At 64.3% G+C, this 19,800-nt stretch carries 20 protein-coding genes; 7 read left to right on the top strand and 13 right to left on the bottom strand.

The annotated features are described in order from the left end of the window. Positions 1–3: 3 nt before the first annotated feature. From ACT3HL_RS06325 to ACT3HL_RS06300, 6 genes are all read right to left on the bottom strand, one after another. Positions 4–1,263, bottom strand: a complete 1,260-nt coding sequence (locus ACT3HL_RS06325; RefSeq protein WP_445085968.1) for a hypothetical protein — start codon at positions 1,261–1,263, stop codon at positions 4–6. Then, positions 1,263–3,326, bottom strand: a complete 2,064-nt coding sequence (locus tag ACT3HL_RS06320; RefSeq protein ID WP_445085967.1) for a hypothetical protein — start codon at positions 3,324–3,326, stop codon at positions 1,263–1,265. The genes ACT3HL_RS06325 and ACT3HL_RS06320 overlap by 1 nt, the downstream gene beginning before the upstream one ends. Then, positions 3,323–4,381, bottom strand: a complete 1,059-nt coding sequence (locus ACT3HL_RS06315) for a hypothetical protein (protein WP_445085966.1) — start codon at positions 4,379–4,381, stop codon at positions 3,323–3,325. Before ACT3HL_RS06315 ends, ACT3HL_RS06320 begins: the two co-directional genes overlap by 4 nt. A gap of 1 nt (position 4,382) precedes the next feature. Beyond that, a complete protein-coding gene (locus ACT3HL_RS06310) occupies positions 4,383–4,703 on the bottom strand; it encodes a hypothetical protein (protein WP_445085965.1) in 321 nt (106 codons plus the stop codon). Further along, complete coding sequence (locus ACT3HL_RS06305) at positions 4,700–5,860, bottom strand: cell division protein FtsZ (RefSeq protein ID WP_445085964.1); 1,161 nt, start codon at positions 5,858–5,860, stop codon at positions 4,700–4,702. The genes ACT3HL_RS06310 and ACT3HL_RS06305 overlap by 4 nt, the downstream gene beginning before the upstream one ends. Before the next feature lie 358 nt (positions 5,861–6,218). Next, positions 6,219–7,226 (bottom strand): metal-dependent hydrolase, encoded by a 1,008-nt coding sequence (locus tag ACT3HL_RS06300; RefSeq protein WP_445085963.1) that lies wholly within the window; start codon positions 7,224–7,226, stop codon positions 6,219–6,221. Positions 7,227–7,374: 148 nt separating this feature from the next. On the opposite strand from ACT3HL_RS06300, the gene ACT3HL_RS06295 reads away from it, so the two are divergent. The 4 genes from ACT3HL_RS06295 to ACT3HL_RS06280 all read left to right on the top strand — a co-directional run bounded on the left by ACT3HL_RS06295 (position 7,375) and on the right by ACT3HL_RS06280 (position 11,300). Further along, entirely contained in the window at positions 7,375–8,502 is a 1,128-nt protein-coding gene (locus tag ACT3HL_RS06295; protein WP_445085962.1) for an aminotransferase class V-fold PLP-dependent enzyme, read from the top strand. Between the two features lie 226 nt (positions 8,503–8,728). Beyond that, positions 8,729–9,262 (top strand): hypothetical protein, encoded by a 534-nt coding sequence (locus tag ACT3HL_RS06290; protein ID WP_445085961.1) that lies wholly within the window; start codon positions 8,729–8,731, stop codon positions 9,260–9,262. 282 nt (positions 9,263–9,544) lie between these two features. After that, the gene (locus ACT3HL_RS06285; RefSeq protein WP_445085960.1) at positions 9,545–9,967 is read left to right on the top strand and encodes a universal stress protein; all 423 of its coding nucleotides are present in this window, start codon (positions 9,545–9,547) and stop codon (positions 9,965–9,967) included. A 565-nt stretch (positions 9,968–10,532) separates the two neighbouring features. After that, a complete protein-coding gene (locus ACT3HL_RS06280; protein ID WP_445085959.1) occupies positions 10,533–11,300 on the top strand; it encodes an IclR family transcriptional regulator domain-containing protein in 768 nt (255 codons plus the stop codon). Positions 11,301–11,316: 16 nt separating this feature from the next. Here the strand turns inward: ACT3HL_RS06280 and ACT3HL_RS06275 are convergent, their stop codons facing one another. After that, on the bottom strand, positions 11,317–12,465 hold the full coding sequence (locus ACT3HL_RS06275) for an LLM class flavin-dependent oxidoreductase (protein WP_445085958.1): 1,149 nt from the start codon (positions 12,463–12,465) through the stop codon (positions 11,317–11,319). A gap of 412 nt (positions 12,466–12,877) precedes the next feature. Here ACT3HL_RS06275 and ACT3HL_RS06270 point away from each other — a divergent pair, with 412 nt between their 5' ends. After that, the gene (locus ACT3HL_RS06270; protein WP_445085957.1) at positions 12,878–14,158 is read left to right on the top strand and encodes an ABC transporter substrate-binding protein; all 1,281 of its coding nucleotides are present in this window, start codon (positions 12,878–12,880) and stop codon (positions 14,156–14,158) included. A gap of 163 nt (positions 14,159–14,321) precedes the next feature. Here the strand turns inward: ACT3HL_RS06270 and ACT3HL_RS06265 are convergent, their stop codons facing one another. The 3 genes from ACT3HL_RS06265 to ACT3HL_RS06255 form a co-directional block, all read right to left on the bottom strand. Next, a complete protein-coding gene (locus ACT3HL_RS06265) occupies positions 14,322–15,152 on the bottom strand; it encodes an alpha/beta fold hydrolase (RefSeq protein ID WP_445085956.1) in 831 nt (276 codons plus the stop codon). A 634-nt stretch (positions 15,153–15,786) separates the two neighbouring features. Continuing rightward, positions 15,787–16,101 (bottom strand): hypothetical protein, encoded by a 315-nt coding sequence (locus tag ACT3HL_RS06260; RefSeq protein ID WP_445085955.1) that lies wholly within the window; start codon positions 16,099–16,101, stop codon positions 15,787–15,789. A 59-nt stretch (positions 16,102–16,160) separates the two neighbouring features. Continuing rightward, entirely contained in the window at positions 16,161–16,424 is a 264-nt protein-coding gene (locus ACT3HL_RS06255; RefSeq protein WP_445085954.1) for a YjbQ family protein, read from the bottom strand. A 185-nt stretch (positions 16,425–16,609) separates the two neighbouring features. Here ACT3HL_RS06255 and ACT3HL_RS06250 point away from each other — a divergent pair, with 185 nt between their 5' ends. Both ACT3HL_RS06250 and ACT3HL_RS06245 read left to right on the top strand, forming a co-directional pair. Continuing rightward, positions 16,610–16,753, top strand: coding sequence for a DUF7557 family protein (locus tag ACT3HL_RS06250; RefSeq protein ID WP_445085953.1), 144 nt, complete (start codon positions 16,610–16,612; stop codon positions 16,751–16,753). A 73-nt stretch (positions 16,754–16,826) separates the two neighbouring features. Continuing rightward, positions 16,827–17,435, top strand: coding sequence for a plastocyanin/azurin family copper-binding protein (locus ACT3HL_RS06245; protein ID WP_445085952.1), 609 nt, complete (start codon positions 16,827–16,829; stop codon positions 17,433–17,435). Positions 17,436–17,447: 12 nt separating this feature from the next. On the opposite strand, the gene ACT3HL_RS06240 is transcribed toward ACT3HL_RS06245, so the two are convergent. The 3 genes from ACT3HL_RS06240 to ACT3HL_RS06230 all read right to left on the bottom strand — a co-directional run bounded on the left by ACT3HL_RS06240 (position 17,448) and on the right by ACT3HL_RS06230 (position 19,541). After that, the gene (locus ACT3HL_RS06240) at positions 17,448–18,068 is read right to left on the bottom strand and encodes a phosphoribosyltransferase family protein (RefSeq protein ID WP_445085951.1); all 621 of its coding nucleotides are present in this window, start codon (positions 18,066–18,068) and stop codon (positions 17,448–17,450) included. Between the two features lie 20 nt (positions 18,069–18,088). Further along, positions 18,089–18,541 carry an Hsp20 family protein gene (locus tag ACT3HL_RS06235; RefSeq protein ID WP_445085950.1) on the bottom strand — a complete coding sequence of 151 codons (453 nt, stop codon included), beginning with the start codon at positions 18,539–18,541 and terminating at the stop codon, positions 18,089–18,091. A 235-nt stretch (positions 18,542–18,776) separates the two neighbouring features. Next, positions 18,777–19,541 (bottom strand): PAC2 family protein, encoded by a 765-nt coding sequence (locus ACT3HL_RS06230; protein ID WP_445085949.1) that lies wholly within the window; start codon positions 19,539–19,541, stop codon positions 18,777–18,779. Positions 19,542–19,800 lie beyond the last annotated feature (259 nt).

Below are 19,800 nucleotides of genomic sequence, written 5' to 3'. Positions count from 1 at the left end.
CGGTCACTCCTCCAGGGTGTTCCGGTACTGTCTGAGGTTCTCTTCGAGCCGGTCGATGCGCGAGAGCTGATCGTGCGAGTCGCCGCGGTGGAGCGCTTCCTTCTCCATCTCGTAGAGTTCCTGAGACTCCTCGATCAGCGGTGAGAGGTCGAAGCCGCCGAGGAAGACGAGCACGTCGAAGGTCTGTCCCCTGCCGGGCGCTCTCGACAGCGTCTCCATCCCGACCGTCCCGCGGAGCCCGTTCTCGGCTTTCCACTTCGCGAAGGCCTCCCCGACGCGACCGGTCGTCACGTCGCCGGAGTCGATCCGCCGCTCCGGCGCGCGGACGACGACGTACGCCGCCTCCGCGGTCGACGGGTCGAGCGGGACGAACGTGTTCTCCGCCGCGCGCTGGATCGCCATCTTCAGATTCAGCCCGATCGGCTTCTCGAGCGCCGTGCCGAACGTCCCGTGGTACACCCCGCGTCGCTGGGGCTTCCGGACGTAGTCTTTGACGTCGATGGTGTCCTCCGCGAGCCGCCCGGCGCTGATGAACAGGTCGATCGCGGCGATGATCTGCTCGTTCACCAGCTCTTTGTCGTCGGCGAAGCCGCCGTGGCCGTCGTCCCGCACGTCGTCGTGTTGGAGAGCCAGCTCCTTCAGCCGGGAGTTCGACGCGAGGATCGTCATATCGGCGTTCTGCTCGCCCCGCTCGTCCATCAGGAGCCGCGACAGCCCGCAGATCGCGTTGAAGTGCCGCTGAGCCGACTCGTACTCGAACGGCCACGCCGCGAGCGCGAACTGGGTCAGACCGTCGAGCCACGCGGCGTTCATGTCGGCGGTCTTCCCCTCGGTCGGACCCTGCGACAGCTGATTGATGACGTACGGGACCGATCCGTTGCCGCTGCCGCCGCCGAGCGCGACGGTGTACATCAGCGCCTCCGCTCCCGAGAGCGTCGTGTTTATCGGCTGGAAGATCTCCTCGAAGTCCTCCTCGGCCATCCGCTCGCCGTCGAAGAAGTCGTTTCCGACCCCGACGTTGGCGCCGAAGTTCGCGATGTGCGCCTGGTAGATCGCCTCGCGGTCGATCGCCAGCTCCGATTCGACGCGGGTGATGTTCTGCTGGATGTCAGTGTCGTTCGTGTTGACGAGGACGATCCGCTCGTCGATCCCGGGGTTCTCCGTCCGCGTGAGGAACTGCGAGGCGATGTTGCCGCCGCCCTGCCCGGCCGCGACGATCCCCCACGTGGTGAAGTCCCGTCGCTGGCCTTCTCCGGCGGCCATCAGGCGCTCACCACCTTTTCGTCGGCGCACTCGACGTCGACGTCGAGGTCCGCCTGCGTGATGATGTCACGGATCAGGTCGTCGCTCGCCGGTACTCGAAGGAATCGGTCGCGTATGTCTTCGTAGCGCATCTCTCCGTCGTCTTTCACTTTCTTTTCGATCAGGTCGGTCAATTGATTCTCCAGTTTTCGTCTGTCGTACACCAGTACGGTGTCCGCCTCCTCGCGGACCGAGAGGCCGGCGTCGTCGGCGTAGAGCGCGAGGACGCACGGTCTGTACTCCTCCTGTACGCCGATGTCCATCTCGTCGGTGAGGTACTGCTCGCTGTCGTACGTCGCGGAGATTTCGCCGGCGACCTCCTCGAAGAGGAGTTCGGCGTCGCTCCGCATCCCCCCACAGAGCCGGTCGATCGCGGTCTCTTCGGTCAGCATCACCTCGACCGTCCGGTCGCGGTCCAACACGACGTCGGTCTCGCGGGTCGCAAAGCGGCTGTCGTCGGCGGAGGCGGTGACGATCGCCTCCCCGCCGAGCAGGGGATCGAACTCGACCGTCCCGGAGCCGTCTATCGTCTTCGTGAGACGGCGGTGTTCGTCGCGGATCTCCGCCTCGACGGTGACGTCTCGCGTCTCCGGCGGATCGAGCCGCACGTCGACCGTCAGATCGAACTCCTGGCCCGCGACGTCCGCGCCCTGCGTGAGCGCCGGGCGGCTCTCCAAGAACGCCACGCCCTCGTGTCTGTGGGCGTACAGCTGCATGATCGGTGCCGCCGGATCGTACGGGACGTCGCGGGCGGTCACCTCGCCCTCCGCCGCGAGGATCCGTTCGACCTCGCTCTCGACGTCGTCGTACGCCAAGAGCGCGCCCTCGCGGGCCCCGGCCTCCTCGAGCGCCGACGAGAGGTCGTCGACGATCCCCCGCCAGCGCGTCCTGAACGCGCTCAGGTTCGAGGCGTCCCGTAACTCCGCGGTGAGCGAGCGCTCCAGCACGGGCGGCCGCTCGAAGTAGTCCCGCGGCACGTCGGGGTCGCTGAACGTCTCGAGGTACCCCGTCAGTTCGGCCTCTAGGTCCGAGACGATCTCGGCGCACACAGACAGCACCTTCGGCCGGAGGTCGTTTTCGAGGTGATCGAGCTGGTAGACGGAGTCGAGATCGGAGAGCTCGGACTCGAGAGCGTCCAGCTTATCGAACCGCGACTGCGGCGCGTACTGGGTCGCGACCGACGACTGCGCGGCGTCGATGAGCTGTGAGAGCTCCGTGCGTTTCTGTCGCAGTCCGCCCTCGCCGACGTCCACCTCGAGGAGGAGATCGACCGCGTCCGCGTACCGGCCCTCCTGTACGCACTCGTCGAGCGCCGACCGGTCGACGTACGCGTCCTCGGAGACCTCGTGGACGCGGGCGACGGCCTCGCCGAGCAGGTCTCTGAACGTCTCCCGCCGGTCGTTCAGCGTTTCGGTCAGCTGCCGGGCGTTCTGTCCCGCGGCGTTGAGCCACTCGATCTCCTCGGCCGCCGACTCTTCGAGGAGGTTCTCCTCGACCAGCCGGGCCAGCTGGTCGTTCATCTCGTCGGTCTGTGCTTCGACCGATTCGCGGAACCCCTCTCTGAGACCGTCCTCGAGCACCATATCGACGTTCTGCCGGTGTCTCGAGAGCGCGCCGACGCCCATCTCGTAGTCGACGACCTCGACGCGGTGTGCGTCGCCGTCCGTGTGCACCCGGAACCCGCGGTTCTCCAGGTCCCGCCTGATGTCCCGGATCTGCTCCGCGTGCGGCGAGGGGTCCCACGGTGTCTCCCGGTCCAGCCGCTCGTACGTCGCGAGCAGCTCTTCGAGGTCGTCGGCGAGGTCCTCGGTCATCGACTCGATCCGCGGCGAGGTCGCGTTCGAGGACCGGGTCTCGCGACGGTGCCAGGCGAGACCGCCGAGGATGAGTATCACCGGGACGCCGGCGACGAAAAACAGCACCGCGTTGCTGGACCCCGAGTAGAGGAACACGGCGATCCCCGCGATCGCGAGTCCGAATACGATACCGCCCGCCGTCAGCGCGTCTTTTCGTGTCGATCTCATAGCCCGATCACCGCCCGGAGAACCGCGAGGAGCGCGCCGTGGAGTCCGGTCCCCACGAGCGCCGCGAGCGCCGCCACGAGGAACGCGCCCGCGACGACGAACTGTTTCGTCAGCTGTTCGGAGCCGAAGTCGAACGCCGATCCGCGACTCCGCTTGTACCCGATGTCGTCCATGATGTCTTTGGTGACGTACCAGCCCCCGGCGCCGCCGACGACGGCGCCGATCGCGAGGAACCCGAGGACGTTCAAGAGCACCGACGTCGCGCCGTCGTTCGCCCGGCCGTCGACGTCCGCCGATTCGAGGTCCTCGCGCACTGACGAGAGCGTCTCCGCCCGGTGTGACTCGTACGCGTCGAGCGCGGCGACCGCGTCGTCGTCACCGCGCGCGGCGGCGTCGAAGAGCCCCGACTGAAGCGCGTCGTAGTTGTTCTGAAGGGGTTCGACACGATCGAGTTCGGCCGCCGAGTCCGACATCGCGTCGACGCTCGCATCGCTCGCGGTCAGGGACGCGGCCGCCTCGGTCACCGCCGTCGCGTTCTCCCGGTAGGCCTCGCTGTGCGACTGCAGGGCCGCGGCGCGGCTCTCGTTCGCGACGGTGATCCTGTAGGAGTCGCCTCCGACAGTCACGTCCACAGCGTGTCCGGCCGCCGCCGTGAGCCCCGGCGCGCGAACCGCGTCGCGCTCGGGGATCGACGATCCGAGATCGACCTCGCGGTCCGCGGCGACGTCTGCGATCTCGATCTCGTAGTGGTCCGTCTCCGCGGACGTGATCGTGATCCCCTCGGCGGGTTCGAGCGACCACGCGACGCCGTCCGCCGGCTCGACGTCGCCGCCGCTGCAGAGGACGACGTCGACGCGCGTTCCGGGGTACAGCGCGACGGAGCCGTCGGGACCCACCGTCGAGCCGTCCGGCAGCCGGAGGACGACGTTGTTGTCGACCGTGTCCGGACAGCGGCTGCTGTCGACCTCGCCCTGCTGTGCCGCCGCCGGCGCCGCCGCGCCCGCGAGAAGCACTATCACCACCAGCACGACGATCGAGAACGCTTTCGCGCGCATCTCAGTGCCTCCGGCGGCGGTACGTCGCGAACGATCCGACCGCGATACCGAGCGCCAGCCCGACGAGCGCGCCGACGCCGCGGAGGACGTTCGTCCGCGAGAGCGCGGTGTCGACCCCCGACGCGATCGTCACGGAGCGTTGGACGTCCTCGACGAGGGCGGTGGTCGCGGTGAGATCGCTGGCCGCGACAGCACCCGCGAGCAGAGCGCCGGCGGCGACGGCGACGAGGAGGACACCGGCGACGACGGTGACGGAGACGGCGCCGCCGACGCGGCGGAGCCGCCGAACGACTCGAACGCTCGGAGTCGGCGCGTCTCTCACGACGACCCCTCCTGTGCGGCGATCCGCTCGATCTCGGCGATCCGACCGACGTCCTCGCGATCGAACCGGAATGCGGTCGTCACGGACGCGAGCTTTCGGTTCGTCACGGCCCACCCCGCGTTCACGTTCGCGCAGTAGTACCCGAGTTCGTCGTAGACCGAGCCGAGCGAGATCTCCTTTTCGTCCCAGCACCACCCCGGCGCCTGCGCGACGGCGACCGCGCTCGTCGCGTCGTTCGGCGAGAACCCATCCAGCGTCTGCTTGTCGATCGAATCGGCGATCAGTCCGGTCTCCCTGATCGGCTGCCGACCGATCTTCCCGGGCAGGAGGTAGCCGAGAAGCGACTCGGTCTGCCGGACGCCGCGACCGAGCGTGGCGTAGCCCGCTTGGAAGCCGTCCCCGTCGATGAACCTGACGAGGTCCTGCAGGTCGACGTCCTGCATCTGGACGTCGAGATCGACGTCGGTCCGCTCGCGCTCCGCGCCGAGGACGATATCCAAGAAAGCGTCCGCGACGTATCGGTTGTACTCGCTGTACTCGTTGCCCTCTGCGACGTCGAGCGCGAGCCGTTGGTTGTCGACGAGCATAATGCTCTCGACCTCCTCTTCGAGGTTGTCCAGCCCGTACACGGTGTTCTCACACTGCGTAATCTGTTGGTCGACGGCGTCGTCGTCGGCGCTCCCGCCGCCCTCGATCAGCTTCGTGTTCGGGAGGACGGCGACCGCGATGATATCCATCTCCGATTGGGAGTACGCCCTGATCTCCCGCGCCAGATGCGGGGCGATACCGCATCCGGTCCCGCCGCCCAGTCCGAGGAAGATAAAGGCGTACTGCAGCGTCGAGGGATCGGCTTCCATCTCGAGATACAGTTCGTCGAGCACCCGCTGTACCTCGCCCTCGTTGCGTTTCATCACCTGGTCCGACGCCGAGGGCGTCTGCCCGAACCCGCCGGTGACCTGTTCTTCGAACCCGCGGGCGGTCCCGCTGACGAGCCCTTGGTTCCGCGAGACGCCGTACCAGCGCTCCTGCGGGATATTGTTCAATCGTTCGAGGTCTTGGATCGTCGAGTTGAACGCGAGCGCCTCCGCGCGCAAATCGATATTATCGTGTGCGAACACCTGATCGACGATCTGCGTGCCTGCCTGTCCTGCTCCCACAAAGAGATATTGCATATGACAGTTGATGTGCTCTTTCGCAACTGGCCTATTATAATTGACGACCAAGTATCGGATGCCTGTGACAACGGTAGGGAGATCCTACTCCGGCGCACGGCCCGCTAATAGTATACACAAGACTTTTACTGACTTCACCAAATGTTCAGGTACGGTCACGGGTGGTCGCCTCGGCGGGCGCGCGGGTAGGGGTACGCGAGCGAACGTCGAGCGCCACTCGATGGACATTTTTCGGGCGCTACGTTTCGAGCGGCGCGTGTCTCACGCGTTTGTGGCGGCGGTTCCGGTCCTTCGGAGACGACTCGGTCCCCGAGAGAAACGCGGTAGGATTCGCATACCAGCCTTACAGCGCCACGTACACCAACGCGTAGCCGATGAGGGCGACGGTGATTCCCTCCAGTCCGGTCGCCACGTAGGGGAATCCCGACCCGACAGCCGGCCGCAGGCGTTCGGTCGACAGCGCTCCCCACGCGGGGCGCGTTCGGAACGCCGCGAGGGGCGAGGCCGACCGGTACCACGAGGCCGCACCGCAGACCGCGCCCACCGCCAGAATCGAGAACACGAAGTGATACGACACGTCGAGCGTCGGCGGGACGAGCACGAGCGGGACGACGCTGTAGGCCGCCCCGAGCGTCGCGGTCCGATCGAACAGCGGTCCGGGCGATCGATCCGTCACTCGGACGACGGCGAGCGCCGCGAGCCACACGGTCGCGAGTTCGAGGGCGAACGCGCCCAACAGGTGGATCGTCGGATCCGGGTGCAGGACCACACGACCGTCGAACACGCCCGCCGCGAAGGGGTACAGCAACTGCGGCGGCTGACCCGTCACGAGGTCGCCCCACGGATGCGTGAGGAGTCCCGCTGCGGCCGCGATCCCGACGAGCCGCGGCGACAGGTCCGTCCACCGGCGGGACAGCGTCGCGATCGCCGCGCCCGCGAGGACGAACGCGCCCATCACGACCCCGCCCAGTGGGCCGCTCACGGCGACTGCCACGGCGACGAGACCCGCGAGAAGCATCCCAGCGAGCGCGCGATTGACCCGCCCGCGCGTGCCGCGGACGGCCAAGAGGCCGAACGCTGGCCCCGCCGCCAACGCCACGATGACCGAGTGCGTCATCGATCGGTGCACGCTGTTGGCCGCCGCCCAGAACGCCGTGGGATCGACCGAACCACCGTTCAGAAACTGCCCACCGTCCAGCGCGAACAGGGCGTACACGACGTCGACGTCGGGAAGGGCCGCGAACGCGCCCGTCGCGACGCCGAGGGTCAGCGCGCGCTGCGTCGACCAGCCGCGCCACTCCGCGAACAGCACCGCGAGGGCGAACGCGAGCAGCGCGTGGCCGACGAACATCGTACCGTAACCCAGTGGTTGCGGAATATAAGCGATTCGCCCGGATTATGTCCCGTGGTATCGAACGTCACTCGCGCTGTGACGTGTGCGGACCCACGTCGGAACGCACACAGCGGCACTAAAGTGCCGACCGATCGAAGGGGGACCGATGACCACGCCAGCAGACGTGCGCGCGTCAGTCCCGGTCTTCGACGACGTCAGGTATCTGAACACCGGCGCGAGCGGGCCGAGCCCCCGCCCGGTCGTCGAGGCCGCACAGCGATCGATCGCTGCCCACGAGTGGGACGCCGCGAGCGGCCGCGGCCCGTACCCGCACGCGTTCGGTATCTACGAGGACGCCCGCGCCGACGTCGCGGACTTCGTCGGCGCAGGGACCGAGGAGATCGCGCTGACGCAGAGTACGACCGACGGCATCAACCGGATCGCCGCCGCGCTCGAGTGGGACGCCGGCGACGTCGTCGTACGGACGGACCTCGAACACCCCGCCGGGGTCCTCCCCTGGCAGCGACTGCAGCGCCGCGGCTGTGAGGTGCGGGTGGTCCCGACGGTCGACGGGAGAATCGATCGCGACGCCTATCGCGACGCCGTCGCGGACGCGAAACTCGTCTGTCTGAGCGCGCTCACGTGGAACTACGGGACGCATCTCCCGGTCTCCGAGTTGGTCGACGACGCTCACGACGCCGGCGCGCCGGTCCTCGTCGACGCCGTACAGGTACCGGGACAGCGCCGACTCGACGTGACCGAGTGGGGGGCGGACGCCGTCGCGATGGCGAGCCACAAGTGGATGCTCGGGCTCTGGGGCGGCGGCTTCCTCTACGTCGACGAGGCCGTCGTCGACGATCTCCACCCGGGAGCGATCGGGTACCGGAGCGTCGAGGACCCCAGCGCGACCGAGTACGAACTGAAACGCGGCGCGCCCCGGTTCGAGATCGGAACGGCGAACCCCGCACCTTACGTCGCGCTGTCGGCGTCGATCGACCTCCTTGAGTCGGTCGGGCTCGATACGATCGAATCTCACGTCAGCGATCTCGCCACCCGGTTCGTCGACGGCGTTCCCGACGGGCGGCTCGTGAGTCCGCGCGAACCCGAGTCCGGGCTGGTGACCGTTCGCGTCGACGACCCCGAACGGACAGTCGAGCGGCTTCGTGAGGACTACGGCGTGGTGATCCGGGCACTCCCGTCGCCGGATGGTGCGGTTCGGGCATCGCTGCACGTCTACAACACGAACGCGGACGTCGATCGGTTACTCGACGGCCTCCGCGAATTCGGTTGGTAGCGTTTCCCCGCGACGGTTTTTGGTCCGATCTCGTCGATCGGGGTAGATCCCCAGTTATCGACTTCATATTGCTCCGTTCAACGATCGTCCTCACAGACACCGAACCGCTAATTTTGTATATCACTATGGCGTTTATGAATGGCTGGTCGAACGACAGTGCGTCGGAGACACTGGGATCCCCAACGCCGGAGAAGTCATACGTCTCCCCCTTGTAGCCCCTGCAAAGATGTCACGACGACGCGACACTGTTCGACTGCCGCTCGAACCGCTCCGACGGCGGGTCGCGGAGGCCACTGGGCGTTCGGCCCCGTTCGTCGACCTTACTGACGTCGAACTCGCAGAGAACACGCTGGAGGTCACGTTCGAGACGCCCGAGGAGGATGTACCGATCGCGACAGTCGTCGTCGAGGGCCCCGACGGCCGGACGGACGCCACACCGATTCGCTTGGACACGCCTTCCGGACTGCGGGTCCACGGCGAACTACTCCGCATCGAGTACGCCGGCCGCGACGCCGAGACCGACGATATCCTCGTCTCCGTCGACAGACGAGACGGAGAGTCGTGGCGAACACTCCTCGGTTGCGGCCAGATGTGGGCCGTCGACACCGGTCAACCGGAGGCGCCCAACGTCACCTGTCGGGTCGAAACCCCCGATCGAACGGAGGAGGACGCCGAAGCGGACGACAGCGCGACGGAGCAACCAGAGGAATCTGATGACGGGGATCCGGCCGACGGCGGATTTCTGAGTAGTCTCGGTTGAGCGGGACGCCAGTCGGGATGGGACCCGACCGCAGCGGACGAATCCGCATACCCGGTATCTCGGGATAAGTCGTACCGAGCCGCTTCGTCGTGGCCGCAACCCGGGCCTTCTTCGCTCGTTGTCTTGCACCACTGAATCATATTTAATAAATCATATACAGCTATATCTAATATTCTAGACACGGGTGGAGTCACCTAAACACGACAGTTAGGCAGCGGAGCGTCTCAGACGGCAGGTCTCGGCTACGGAAACAATAAAGTCGGACGCAGGTGTGTTTCGGATATGGTAATCGTCGCAGCGGTCGACCGGACAAAGCGGGCAGAAACAGTGATTGAACAGGCGAACGCGCTCGCCACCGCGTTCGACGACACGGTCCACGTCATCCACGTACTGAGTATGGGCGAGTTCATCGACCTCGGACGGACTCAAGCCCAGAAACGCGAACAGATCGACTATCAGGACATAGAGCGGGTCGCTGCCAACATCGCCGAGGAGGCGGCCGAGGGATTAACCGTACCCTACGAGGCGATTGGGCTCGTCGGCAATCCCGCCGACGAAGTCGTCAACTACGCTGACAGACAAGATGCAAGATATATCGTCGTCGCGGGGCGAGAGCGATCGCCGGTCGGGAAAGCGGTCTTCGGGAGCGTGGCTCAGTCGGTGCTGCTTCACGCGACGTGCCCGACAGTGATGTCGACCCGCTGATTCGGCTCTACGCGTCTGTCGGACGCTGATCCGGACGACGATGGAATGTAGACCGATCCGGCGGGTATCGGCTGCTTTTCTGGGTGAGCGAATCGGGTAGTATCAAACAGTTTTTCTAACACGTGTACGGACGTTATTATATTCACAGTCTACTCCGCGCCTGACGTGGTACACGCAGTGTTCGCTGGAGTGTCAACGGGCCCGTTTCGGAAGTTTGTATTCGTACGTCTCCACTCGCTCAACCGTACGCTGTTGTGCGATCAACCGTGTGAATCACTGGGAGCGTTACAATAGGTGCGGCGTCTCGTTGACTCCCGGACGACAGTCCTGAGGAACCGAGATGCTCCGTCGTTTCGGTCCAAACTTTTCGGTAACTGCGAATCTATGTTGGATTGATTGCTATGTACAGGAGGCCGAATCGACACTGCGGTCTCTTCACACCGTATATCACCTCTTGTGGGAGAATCGGTCTCTACCGTCGTCCCATCGCAGTATAGGATCGATTCGGGTTACCACACGGAGAAATTATACATAGATTTTAATAGTAGAACGCGTATCGTGAGGTATGAGTCGGAACTCGAACGGAAGCCGGACTGTGAAAGCAGCCCACACGACTTTCGCAGTCGTCGAAACCTTACGGGAGCTCGACGGGGCGACGGTATCCGAGGTAGCTCGAGCGATGGACGTCTCTCCGAGTACGGCCCACGCGCACCTCAAGACCCTCGAAGAGGAGTCGTGGGCCGTACAGCGGGAGGGGCAGTACCATTTGAGCCTTCAGTTCCTCGAGTACGGTATCTTCGCCCGCGACCAGTGGGACATCGTCGAATACGCCCGCCCGCATTTGAAAACGATCGCCGAGGAGACAGACGAGTCGGTCTGGCTCGTCTGTGAGGAACGGGGGTACGGGGTGTATTTGGACAGCGTCCTCGGTGAACACGGGGTCGCCGTCGGCGGCACGACCGGATCCAGCGTTCCGCTGCACTGGATCGCCGCCGGAAAGGCCGTGCTCGCACAGTATCCCGAAGACCGGGTTCGCGAGGTTCTCAGACAACGCGGGTTGCAAGCGTCCAGTCCGAACACGATCACCGACCGGAAAGCGCTGATGGAGGAGCTCGAAACGATTCGAGAGACCGGAATCGCGTACTCGGAGGGAGAGCTGTTCGAGGGAGTACGAGCGGTCGGCGTACCGATTATGTACGACGGCGAGGTACTCGCCGGCCTCAGTATCGCCGGCCCCTCCAATCGGCTCCGAGGCGAGTACTTCCGCGAGGAACTCCCCGAACTGCTACTCGGCGAGGTGAACGAGATCGAAATCAGGTACGCTACCGAATAGCGGCCTCAGGCGTCGCTCAGTCGAGTTTGTTGATTTCCGGCATCACTTCGTCGGCGAACAGTTCTTGGTTTTTCATCGTCAGTTCGTGGGGCAGCGATCCGAACTGGAAGAGGCCGACAAACCGGCTGAAACCGCCGACTTCCTCGTACTGCCGCTCGATCTCGCCCGTGACGTACTCCGGGGAGCCGACGATGATCTCGCCGCTCTCCTGCAGTTTGTCGAAGTCGAAATTCATCGCCTTGGCCCCCTTCTCCGGGGCGTGATCGGCGTAGTCGAACGACTCCTGCTCGCGGTATCCGCCGCGGTCTTCCTCCATCAGTTCCGACTGCACGCCGGCCCTGTACAGCCCCCCGAAGAGCGTATCGTAGAAGTATTCGAGGTGCTCTTCGGCCTCCTCGCGCGCCTGTTCCATCGTCTCCGCCACGTAGGTCATACGGGGGAGCCAGAAGTACTCCTCGGTCGGTTCCCAATCGAACTTCTCGCGGGCGACCTGCCGGTAGTACTCGAACCCGTCGGCGATCGTCTGCGTGTCCACGTAGATGTTCCCCGTCGGGATCTGTTTTTCGGCGGCGAACTCGATCGATTTCTGGCTTTCGGAGGGCATCCAGAGGGGCGGATGCGGGTCCTGATATGGACGCGGCCAGATGTACACGTCGTCGTACTGCCAGTACTCGCCGTCCCAGTCGAACGGTTCGTCCGCCGTCCACGCCTTCACCACCAGATCCCACGCCTCGGCGAATCGAGGCCTCGATTCCGACGGGTTGACGCCGAACGCGGCGTATTCGGTGGGGATCCCGCGGACGAATCCGCTGAGCATCCGCCCGTTGCTCAGGTTATCGAGCATCGCCATCTCCTCGGCGACGCGAATCGGGTTCCCCCGAATCGGGAGGATATTCCCCATAATCGCGATCTCGATGTCGTCGGTCCGCTGAATGAGGTTGGACGCGGTGATGCTCGGGTTCGGCATCAGCCCGTATGCGGTGTAGTGGTGTTCGTTCAGCCCGATCGAGTCGAATCCGAGTTCTTCGCAGTACGCCAACTGGTGCAAGTACTCTTCGTACAGCTCACTCCCGATCTCAGGGTCGAACTGGGCCTCCGAGTACGGCCAAGCGACGTTGTTACCCGCCTCTGGCCATGGCATCAGGTGGAAGGATGCTACTTCCATACCCTCCTGTTTCGTGATCAAATATAAATAAGTTGTTGTACCGGATTTTCACACCATATAACTGTGGCGCAACTGCCGGAACGATACCATCGGGCAGAGCGCCGTGGGAGGGTTTCCGAGCGTGGTGAGTTCCTCCGAGCAGCACCCGTCGAAGTTGGGGCCGGATGTCTCGATAACTTCACCGCCTGTGCGAAACGTCCCCTTTCGGTTCCCCCCGGGGGACGGCGCTGTACTCCCCCGTTAATGGGCAATCAGTAGTCACTGATCTTCGGTCGTATGGCGTTGCTGGAGAGTTCGTGCAGGCGACAGGGCGTTCGATACCATCGAACATATATGAGTGTGTCCCGGTGAGGGAGGGTTGAACGACCCACACCAATAGATTTAAATAATCTTGAATAGATTTTGGATTGCTATGCGAAGGCGTACCTACATAAAGGGAGCGGGTGCCGCTGGTATCGCTTCACTTGCGGGATGTACTGATGGGTCGAACTCGGGCAGCGACGACACCGCAGCCGGTGATTCTTCCGGTGATTCTTCCGGTGATTCCTCCGGTGATTCCTCCGGGACCACAACCGGTGATACCGGTGGCAGTGAGCCGCTTAAAATAGGTGCGCTCGAGCCCCTGAGCGGGCCGTTCGGGCCGCCGTTCGCCGATCCCCACCTCAAGGGGCTGGAGCTGGCGATCGACGATTTCAACGCCGACGACTCGACCGAGCAGGAGATCGAGATTCTCACCACCGACACGCAGAGTGACCCCGCGGAGGCGGCGTCGGCGTTCCAACGCCACGCCGAGCAGGACGACGTGATCGCGGTCACTGGCGCGGTCTCCAGCGACGTCGGTATCCGAATGGCGAGGACCGCCGAGGAACTACAGATCCCGAACTTCCTCAATCAGGCCGGATCCAGCGACGTGCTGTCCAAAGACTCCCGATACACGTTCCGTACCGGGTGGCTCCCCGCCGAGATGCACGTCCGCTCCGACCTCGACCTCATCGAATCGAGGGACATCAGTTCGATAGGGGCGATTGTGGCCGACTACGCGTGGGGGCGGACGGTCGAGGAGGTGCTGCGGTCGGAGGTCCCAGACGACATCGACCTCCAAGTAGAGGTAGCGCCGCTCGGCGCGAGCGATTTCTCGTCGTACCTCCGAAGCCTCCCGAGCGATATGGACCTGCTGTCGGTTCTGGGGCACCCGGCGGGTTCGGTCTCCGCGGTCCAGCAGCTATTCGATCTGAATATGGGCGGGCCGCTCATCCTCGGTGTCGACATCGCACAGGAACTCGCCATCAACGTGCTCGGCGAGCAGTTGACGAACAACATCCTCGCGCGCCACCTCGCGAACGTGAACTCCGAGGTCTTCAACGAGCTCGGCGAGCGGTACGCCGAGAAGTACGGAGAGCCGTTCTACATCTTCCAAACGATCGGTTACACGACCGGCCGACTCGTCACGGAGGCCGTGAGCGAAGTCGGCGGCGATCCGGTGGCCATCGCCGACTACGTCCGATCGACCACGTTCGATTTCGATCTGTACAACAACCCGGTCAAATACACCGAGTGGGGCGAACTCGACCAGCCGATCCACCAGTACAGCGAGTTCGTTCCGGAACCGCCGTCGTACTACCCGGACGGCGAATACCGTCTGAACCCCGTGGAGACGTCGTCGCCGATCGATCCGTACGAGCCGAGCGAGTAGCGCCGTCAACCCGTTCTACTGAACGCGAGACCTCGCGTTCGTCGGGACCGCCCGTCTGAGCGATACGGGCCACATTACAGATTCGAGACTCGTCGCCTTCGGGCTCCGGACGCAGATCAAAACGAGTACACTCCCCGAACGGGAGCGTCACTTCCCGGTCTGGTTACTCCGCAGCGTCCGCGAAGAACTCCAAGATGAGTTCGTTCACCGCCTCCGCGTGTTCGATGTGCGCCGAATGCTTGCACTCCTCGAAGAAGCGCGTCTCCGCGCCGATCTCCGCGGCGACCTCCTCGAGTTCGTCTCGCGGGTGTAGTTCGTCTTCCTCGCCGCCGATGATCAGCGTGGGGACGTCGACGTTTTCGTAGTTGTGCTGTCGCCTGAACTGACGATCCTGCTCGAAGGGCGCCTCGAATCGGATCGCGCTCAGCGACTGCCAGTGCCCGGGACGTCGGCTGTTCTCGACCTTCGTGCGGACGTACTCGTCGCTCAGTTGCTCGGGGTCGTAGAACAGCGCGTCGAGGATCGTTCGCATCCCCTCCTCGCTGCCGTCGAAGTCCCGGATGATATCGACGAACCCCGGCGGCGTCGTGCCGCCGCCGCTTATGAGAATCATCTTCTGGATCGGCCAATCGAGGGGGTGCTCCTCGCAGGCGAGGCTGCCGAGATAGCCCGCGCCCATCGAGTTCCCGACGAAATAGGCGTTCTCCACGGTCAACAGTTCCAGGAAGGCACTGACGTGCCGGACGCGTCGATCGAACATATCCTCGAAATCGAACACCTTTGCAGATCCGCCGTATCCCAAGAGATCCGGAGCGAGGACGTGGTAGTGTTCGGCCAGTGCGGGTATCGTCTGTTGCCAGCTCATCTCCGCTGACGCGCCGTACTCGCCCGAGTGGATCAGGACGACCGTCTCGTCGTTCTCCTCCCCGGCCTCGAGGTACTGCGTTCTGAGCCCATCGACAGTGAGTGTGTGGCTGGTGTACGCTCTCGACATACGAATCGTGAATTACGTTACTCATATATACTTTCTTCGCCCGCTGCCGGACCCGATTATGAGATCTCACGACGTGGCCGGGTGTTCTCTGAGCCCCGATCCTTTGTGCATCGCCGAAAATCCGCATATACGGGACACCGATGCGAGATAGATTCCATACAATAATTATAATTAAATAAGACACTTACCCCGGCGGTTTACCAGCACGTAAATCCCGAAAAAATACCGTCTATGAGCCTTCAGACGGTATATCGTCTTTCGAGGGCTGTTCAACATTCGCTCATACAGAATAACGGTTGTACGCTTGGTACGAACTCGGATTCGAGATGGCCGAATGCGCTACGAAGCGTTCTCATCCATCCGAACGGACACCGGGGTCTATCGCGGACGCAGACGCGGGGGATCGTGCCGAGAGTGAGATATCTCCGATATAATCGAACAAATTTGCTCGACTTCGATCGCTCACGTGAAGCGTACACCGTAGGTACTGATTACTCGCAATCGCCCTCTGTGTGGGCTTGACTCCGTACGTCTCGAAGTGCAGCGGTTCGGTTAGGCGACGGCTACCGTCATCACAGTCGCGCTCGGGAATACGATTCCAGTTCCCGACGTACTCGTTCGGCCACGAATCGACTCACTCGTACTCCATCCGTTGCAGTTCGTACCGGTACGCTCGACCCGATTTTTTCACGACCAGCGACTGCGTCTGCGGACTGTGTTCGAGTCGATCGAAGTGTGTGCCTAAGTCACCGGGGTTCAGCGACCCGGACCCGCCGTCCAGACCGAAATACAGCCTCGCAGTCTGGCGGCGAACGTCGTCGGTCTGTACCGCTTCGACTCCCAGTTGGTCTCCGTTTCCGCTGACGTCGACGTCGCCGGTGAGTTTCCACGTGTGGTCGCGGTAGCGGAGCTCTCTATTCCGGAGGTCGTCCCAGTGGGTTTCGACCATACGGTACCTTCTGCGCGGTTCGACATCGTTCTTTCGTCGTCTGCGACGGTCGAATCCGACTACGTGGCCGCGCTCGTCGTCGAGTGTCCGAGAGATACTGCGTGGGTGCGTCCCCGACCGAGCCATTCGGGATAGGACTCCGATACCCGCTCACGCCCTCGTGACCACGACGTCCAGAGAGCGCGTCCGCGTTGTCGTCGATCGAGTCGGAGGCGTACCCCCTCACGGCTGGGCACAAGCCGTTCGAGCGCTCCCTCAATATCCGAGCGGAGGCTCGACTCCGCTTCGTTGGCGACGACTCCGGCCGTCGTGTGGGGACGCACACGGTGCAGACGTGGCGTGGGACGTCCGCGGGAATCTCACTCGAGACGGTCGGTGTGACGGCGAGAACCCCGAAGCAGTCGGTACTTTCCCCGGGGCAGACACACGGACAGAGACAGCGAGAGAAATGATCAACTCATCCTTCGGAGACGAGGATTTATCGCGACGAACGACGACAGTACACACGATGACACGGACCATCGAGATCAGCGACGAACTAGCCGAGCGCATCGACGGTCACCTGATGGACGACGAGACCGTTCCGGAGTTCCTCGAGGAACTGGTCTCGATCTACGAACAGGAGGGGCGGTTCTTGCAGGAGGGAGCGTAGCTCGAACGCCTCGGTGACGTCGTCGCCCGGGAAATCGCCGACTTACTATTATACGGGTGGACGTACCGCGGGTATGGCCCGCACGCCGAATCGCCTCACTCGTCGCAGTCTCCTGCGAACGGCCGCCGGCGCGAGCGCTGCGGCCGCTGTGAGTGGGACTGCGACGGCCCAAGCGGGCCAGACACACACCGTCGAGATGACGGATGAACTGGTGTTCGACCCCGACGAGATCGCGGTCGCCCCCGGCGATACGATCGTCTGGGAGAACGTCGGGGCGATCGGACACTCCGTCACGGCCTACGAGGACGACATCCCCGAGGAGGCCGACTACTTCGCGTCCGGTGGATTCGAGGCCGAACAGCCGGCCCGAAGCGCCTATTCCGCCGGGGATCCCGAGAGCGGCGACGTCGTCGGTGGTGCGTCGTACGAGCACACGTTCGAGGTCGAAGGCACCTACGAGTACTTCTGTATCCCCCACGAGAGCGCGGGGATGCTCGGAACCGTCGAGGTCGCGGCGGGCGGTGCGTCGGACGACGGCGGCGGACAGGTCGCGCCCGCCGTTCCGGACGTCGCGAAGACGATTCTCGTCGCCGCGACGGGGGCGTTACTGGCCGTCGGCGGTCTCGCGTACTTCTTCCTGAAGTACGGCGGCGATTACGAACTCGAAGGCGAGACCAAGTGACGGGAGCCCCCCTCACTCGAGATACGCCTCGGCCCGCTCGTCGGACACCTGCTCGAACACGTCGTAGAACTGCCCGACGGCGCCGAAGTGCGACGGCAAGTCGACGACGACGACGTCGTCCACCTCCGATCGGAGCCGATCAACCGTCCTCGGAGGCGCGACCGGGACGGCGAGAATCACGCGTTCGGCGCCCGAATTCGAGACTTGGCGAACGCACGCGGTCGTCGTCGCGCCCGTCGCGATGCCGTCGTCGACGACGAGGACGGTCTTCCCGCCGAGATCGGGGTCCGACCGACCCGCTCGGTATCGGTCGATCTTCTCGGCCGCGGCCGCTCGCTCGCGCTCGATCTGTGTCTCGACGTACGAGTCCTCGACCCCGAGGTCGTCGATCAGCGGCTCATTCAGCCAGACCGTCCCGTCGCTGGCGACGGCCCCGATCGCGAGCTCCGGATTCCCGGGTGCGCCGAGCTTTCGCGCCGCGACGATGTCGAGCGGGACACCGAGGCGGTCAGCGACGACGCGTCCGACGGGAAGGCCGCCCCGCGGGATCGCGAGCACGATGTCTGCCTCGACGCCCCGCGCCTCGAGGACGTCCGCGAGCCGGTCGCCGGCGTCGGTTCGGTTCTCGAACATACGAGACTCGACAGTTCGTCCTACTCGTCCTCGATCTCGATCGTTCGCGCCTCCGCGACCTCGAGTTTCGGAAGCGAGACGGTGAGGACGCCGTGTGTCATCTTCGCCGACACGTCCTCTTTCTCCACCTCGTTGGGGAGACGGACCGACCGCTGCATCGACTCGTGCCGTCGCTCGCGTCTGAGGTACCGCTCTTCGTCCTCGTCGACGGTGGACTCGCGTTCGGCTTCGACGACGAGCGTGTGGTCGGTCACTCGAATCGACACGTCGTCGCGCTCGAATCCCGGGAGGTCGACGGTCACGACGTACTCGTCGTCGTGCTCGAGGAGGTCGATCGGCATCGTGTCGTACTCGGTGGCCCACCGTTCGAGCGGCCCCCCGGACTCCAAGATCTGTGGCGCGTCCTCGAACTGCCTGCTCATCCGCTCGAAGATCCGCTCCAGTTCCTCGAATGGGTTACTTCGTGCGCTCATAGTGGATTCCCCAGTGACACTACGCCGACCAGCAGCAAATATGCTTGGGTCGGACCCGCCGGCGGCGTTGCGGGTGGATCCCGGATCGTGATTGCGATCGGTTGACCCACGATGGCGATCGCGACCTATGATTGCGAGCTGACTCACGTGGCGGCCGGCTGACCCACGATTGCGGCCGGGGAACCCACGGTGGTGGCCGGCAAACCCCCAATGGCGACCGCCTACCCGAGAGCGGTTACTGATACATCGTCGTCACCGGCCTCTCGTCCGCATCTGATTCCGCGCCCTCCGTCATCTGCCGGTAGTGCTGGGCGATCTGTTCCATCTCGTTTCGGATCTGGTCGGCTTGGGCTTCGAGCTCGGTCGTGTCGATGTCGAAGTCGACGAGCGGTTCGAGCGCGTTCTCGATGACCGATCGGGCGGCGGCCGGGTCGGGGAGGTACGGGTTCGCCTTGACGATCAGCACCGCCGCCGGGACGCGCTCGTGGTTACACTCCGAGACGAGCGCACCGGTGATCCCGCCGACCAACCCGGGACCCGCGGCGGGCTCGATACCCGCGTCGCGGAGCTGTGACTCGATCGCCTCCGTGGTCCCGATGCCGACGACGTCGCCGATCTGCGCCTCGGACTCGGCCGGTGCGCCCGCCAGAAAGACGGCCCGCTCGAACTCCCGAGCGAGGTCGTCGTGGATGCAGCGGCTGAGCGCCCGAAAGGAGCTTCCCGGCAGCGCCACGTCGCTCTGCAGCGTCAGTACCGCGGGATCGTCCCCGGCGTAGACGCGCACGAGGTCCCGTACGCGGCCGTCTTTGAACGAGGTGACCGGCGGAAAGTCCCGTGAGACGATGTTCCCGTGGTGTTCGAGCGCGAGCTGTCTGGTGATCACGTCGGTCGCGATCGCGGCGACCAAGCCGTGTCCCGGCAGTCCCTCGATAAGCGTCGGGGCGTCGGCGTCGAGTTCGGTCACCCTGTCGAACCGAACGGACGGCTGTGTGTCTGACATATAAGTCACGGATCCGTGGTTTCTACGTGGTTTCGCGGTTCGAGCGGTATCGCGGACAGTACGGGGCGTCTCATCTCAGGCCATCCGCTCGGTGATCCCGAGGATCTTCTCGCAGACGGGGCAGATTCAGTCCGGTGGCGACTCCGGAGCGGTCCTGTGGCTCGCCGCTGCTGACGGGCGTTGTCTCCTCCTCGTGGGACGGACAGTTTCCTACCATACGTTGGATAGTTGACAGCGGAGCACCAAGTCAGTACCCCTC

The organism is Halobellus sp. GM3, assembly GCF_052545375.1.
The sequence above is the reverse complement of the archived record's forward strand: the minus strand, read 5'-3'. Positions and strand labels throughout refer to the sequence as shown.

Bases quoted from the DNA above. Each gene is read 5' to 3' on its own strand.
- ACT3HL_RS06240 (WP_445085951.1), bottom strand. From the start codon at position 18,068: ATGTTCGAGAACCGAACCGACGCCGGCGACCGGCTCGCGGACGTCCTC.
- ACT3HL_RS06230 (WP_445085949.1), bottom strand. From the start codon at position 19,541: ATGTCAGACACACAGCCGTCCGTTCGGTTCGACAGGGTGACCGAACTC.
- ACT3HL_RS06270 (WP_445085957.1), top strand. From the start codon at position 12,878: ATGCGAAGGCGTACCTACATAAAGGGAGCGGGTGCCGCTGGTATCGCT.
- ACT3HL_RS06300 (WP_445085963.1), bottom strand. From the start codon at position 7,226: ATGTTCGTCGGCCACGCGCTGCTCGCGTTCGCCCTCGCGGTGCTGTTC.
- ACT3HL_RS06245 (WP_445085952.1), top strand. From the start codon at position 16,827: ATGGCCCGCACGCCGAATCGCCTCACTCGTCGCAGTCTCCTGCGAACG.
- ACT3HL_RS06250 (WP_445085953.1), top strand. From the start codon at position 16,610: ATGACACGGACCATCGAGATCAGCGACGAACTAGCCGAGCGCATCGAC.
- ACT3HL_RS06235 (WP_445085950.1), bottom strand. From the start codon at position 18,541: ATGAGCGCACGAAGTAACCCATTCGAGGAACTGGAGCGGATCTTCGAG.
- ACT3HL_RS06320 (WP_445085967.1), bottom strand. From the start codon at position 3,326: ATGAGATCGACACGAAAAGACGCGCTGACGGCGGGCGGTATCGTATTC.
- ACT3HL_RS06265 (WP_445085956.1), bottom strand. From the start codon at position 15,152: ATGTCGAGAGCGTACACCAGCCACACACTCACTGTCGATGGGCTCAGA.
- ACT3HL_RS06260 (WP_445085955.1), bottom strand. From the start codon at position 16,101: ATGGTCGAAACCCACTGGGACGACCTCCGGAATAGAGAGCTCCGCTAC.
- ACT3HL_RS06315 (WP_445085966.1), bottom strand. From the start codon at position 4,381: ATGCGCGCGAAAGCGTTCTCGATCGTCGTGCTGGTGGTGATAGTGCTT.
- ACT3HL_RS06295 (WP_445085962.1), top strand. From the start codon at position 7,375: ATGACCACGCCAGCAGACGTGCGCGCGTCAGTCCCGGTCTTCGACGAC.
- ACT3HL_RS06285 (WP_445085960.1), top strand. From the start codon at position 9,545: ATGGTAATCGTCGCAGCGGTCGACCGGACAAAGCGGGCAGAAACAGTG.
- ACT3HL_RS06290 (WP_445085961.1), top strand. From the start codon at position 8,729: ATGTCACGACGACGCGACACTGTTCGACTGCCGCTCGAACCGCTCCGA.
- ACT3HL_RS06325 (WP_445085968.1), bottom strand. From the start codon at position 1,263: ATGGCCGCCGGAGAAGGCCAGCGACGGGACTTCACCACGTGGGGGATC.
- ACT3HL_RS06275 (WP_445085958.1), bottom strand. From the start codon at position 12,465: ATGGAAGTAGCATCCTTCCACCTGATGCCATGGCCAGAGGCGGGTAAC.
- ACT3HL_RS06280 (WP_445085959.1), top strand. From the start codon at position 10,533: ATGAGTCGGAACTCGAACGGAAGCCGGACTGTGAAAGCAGCCCACACG.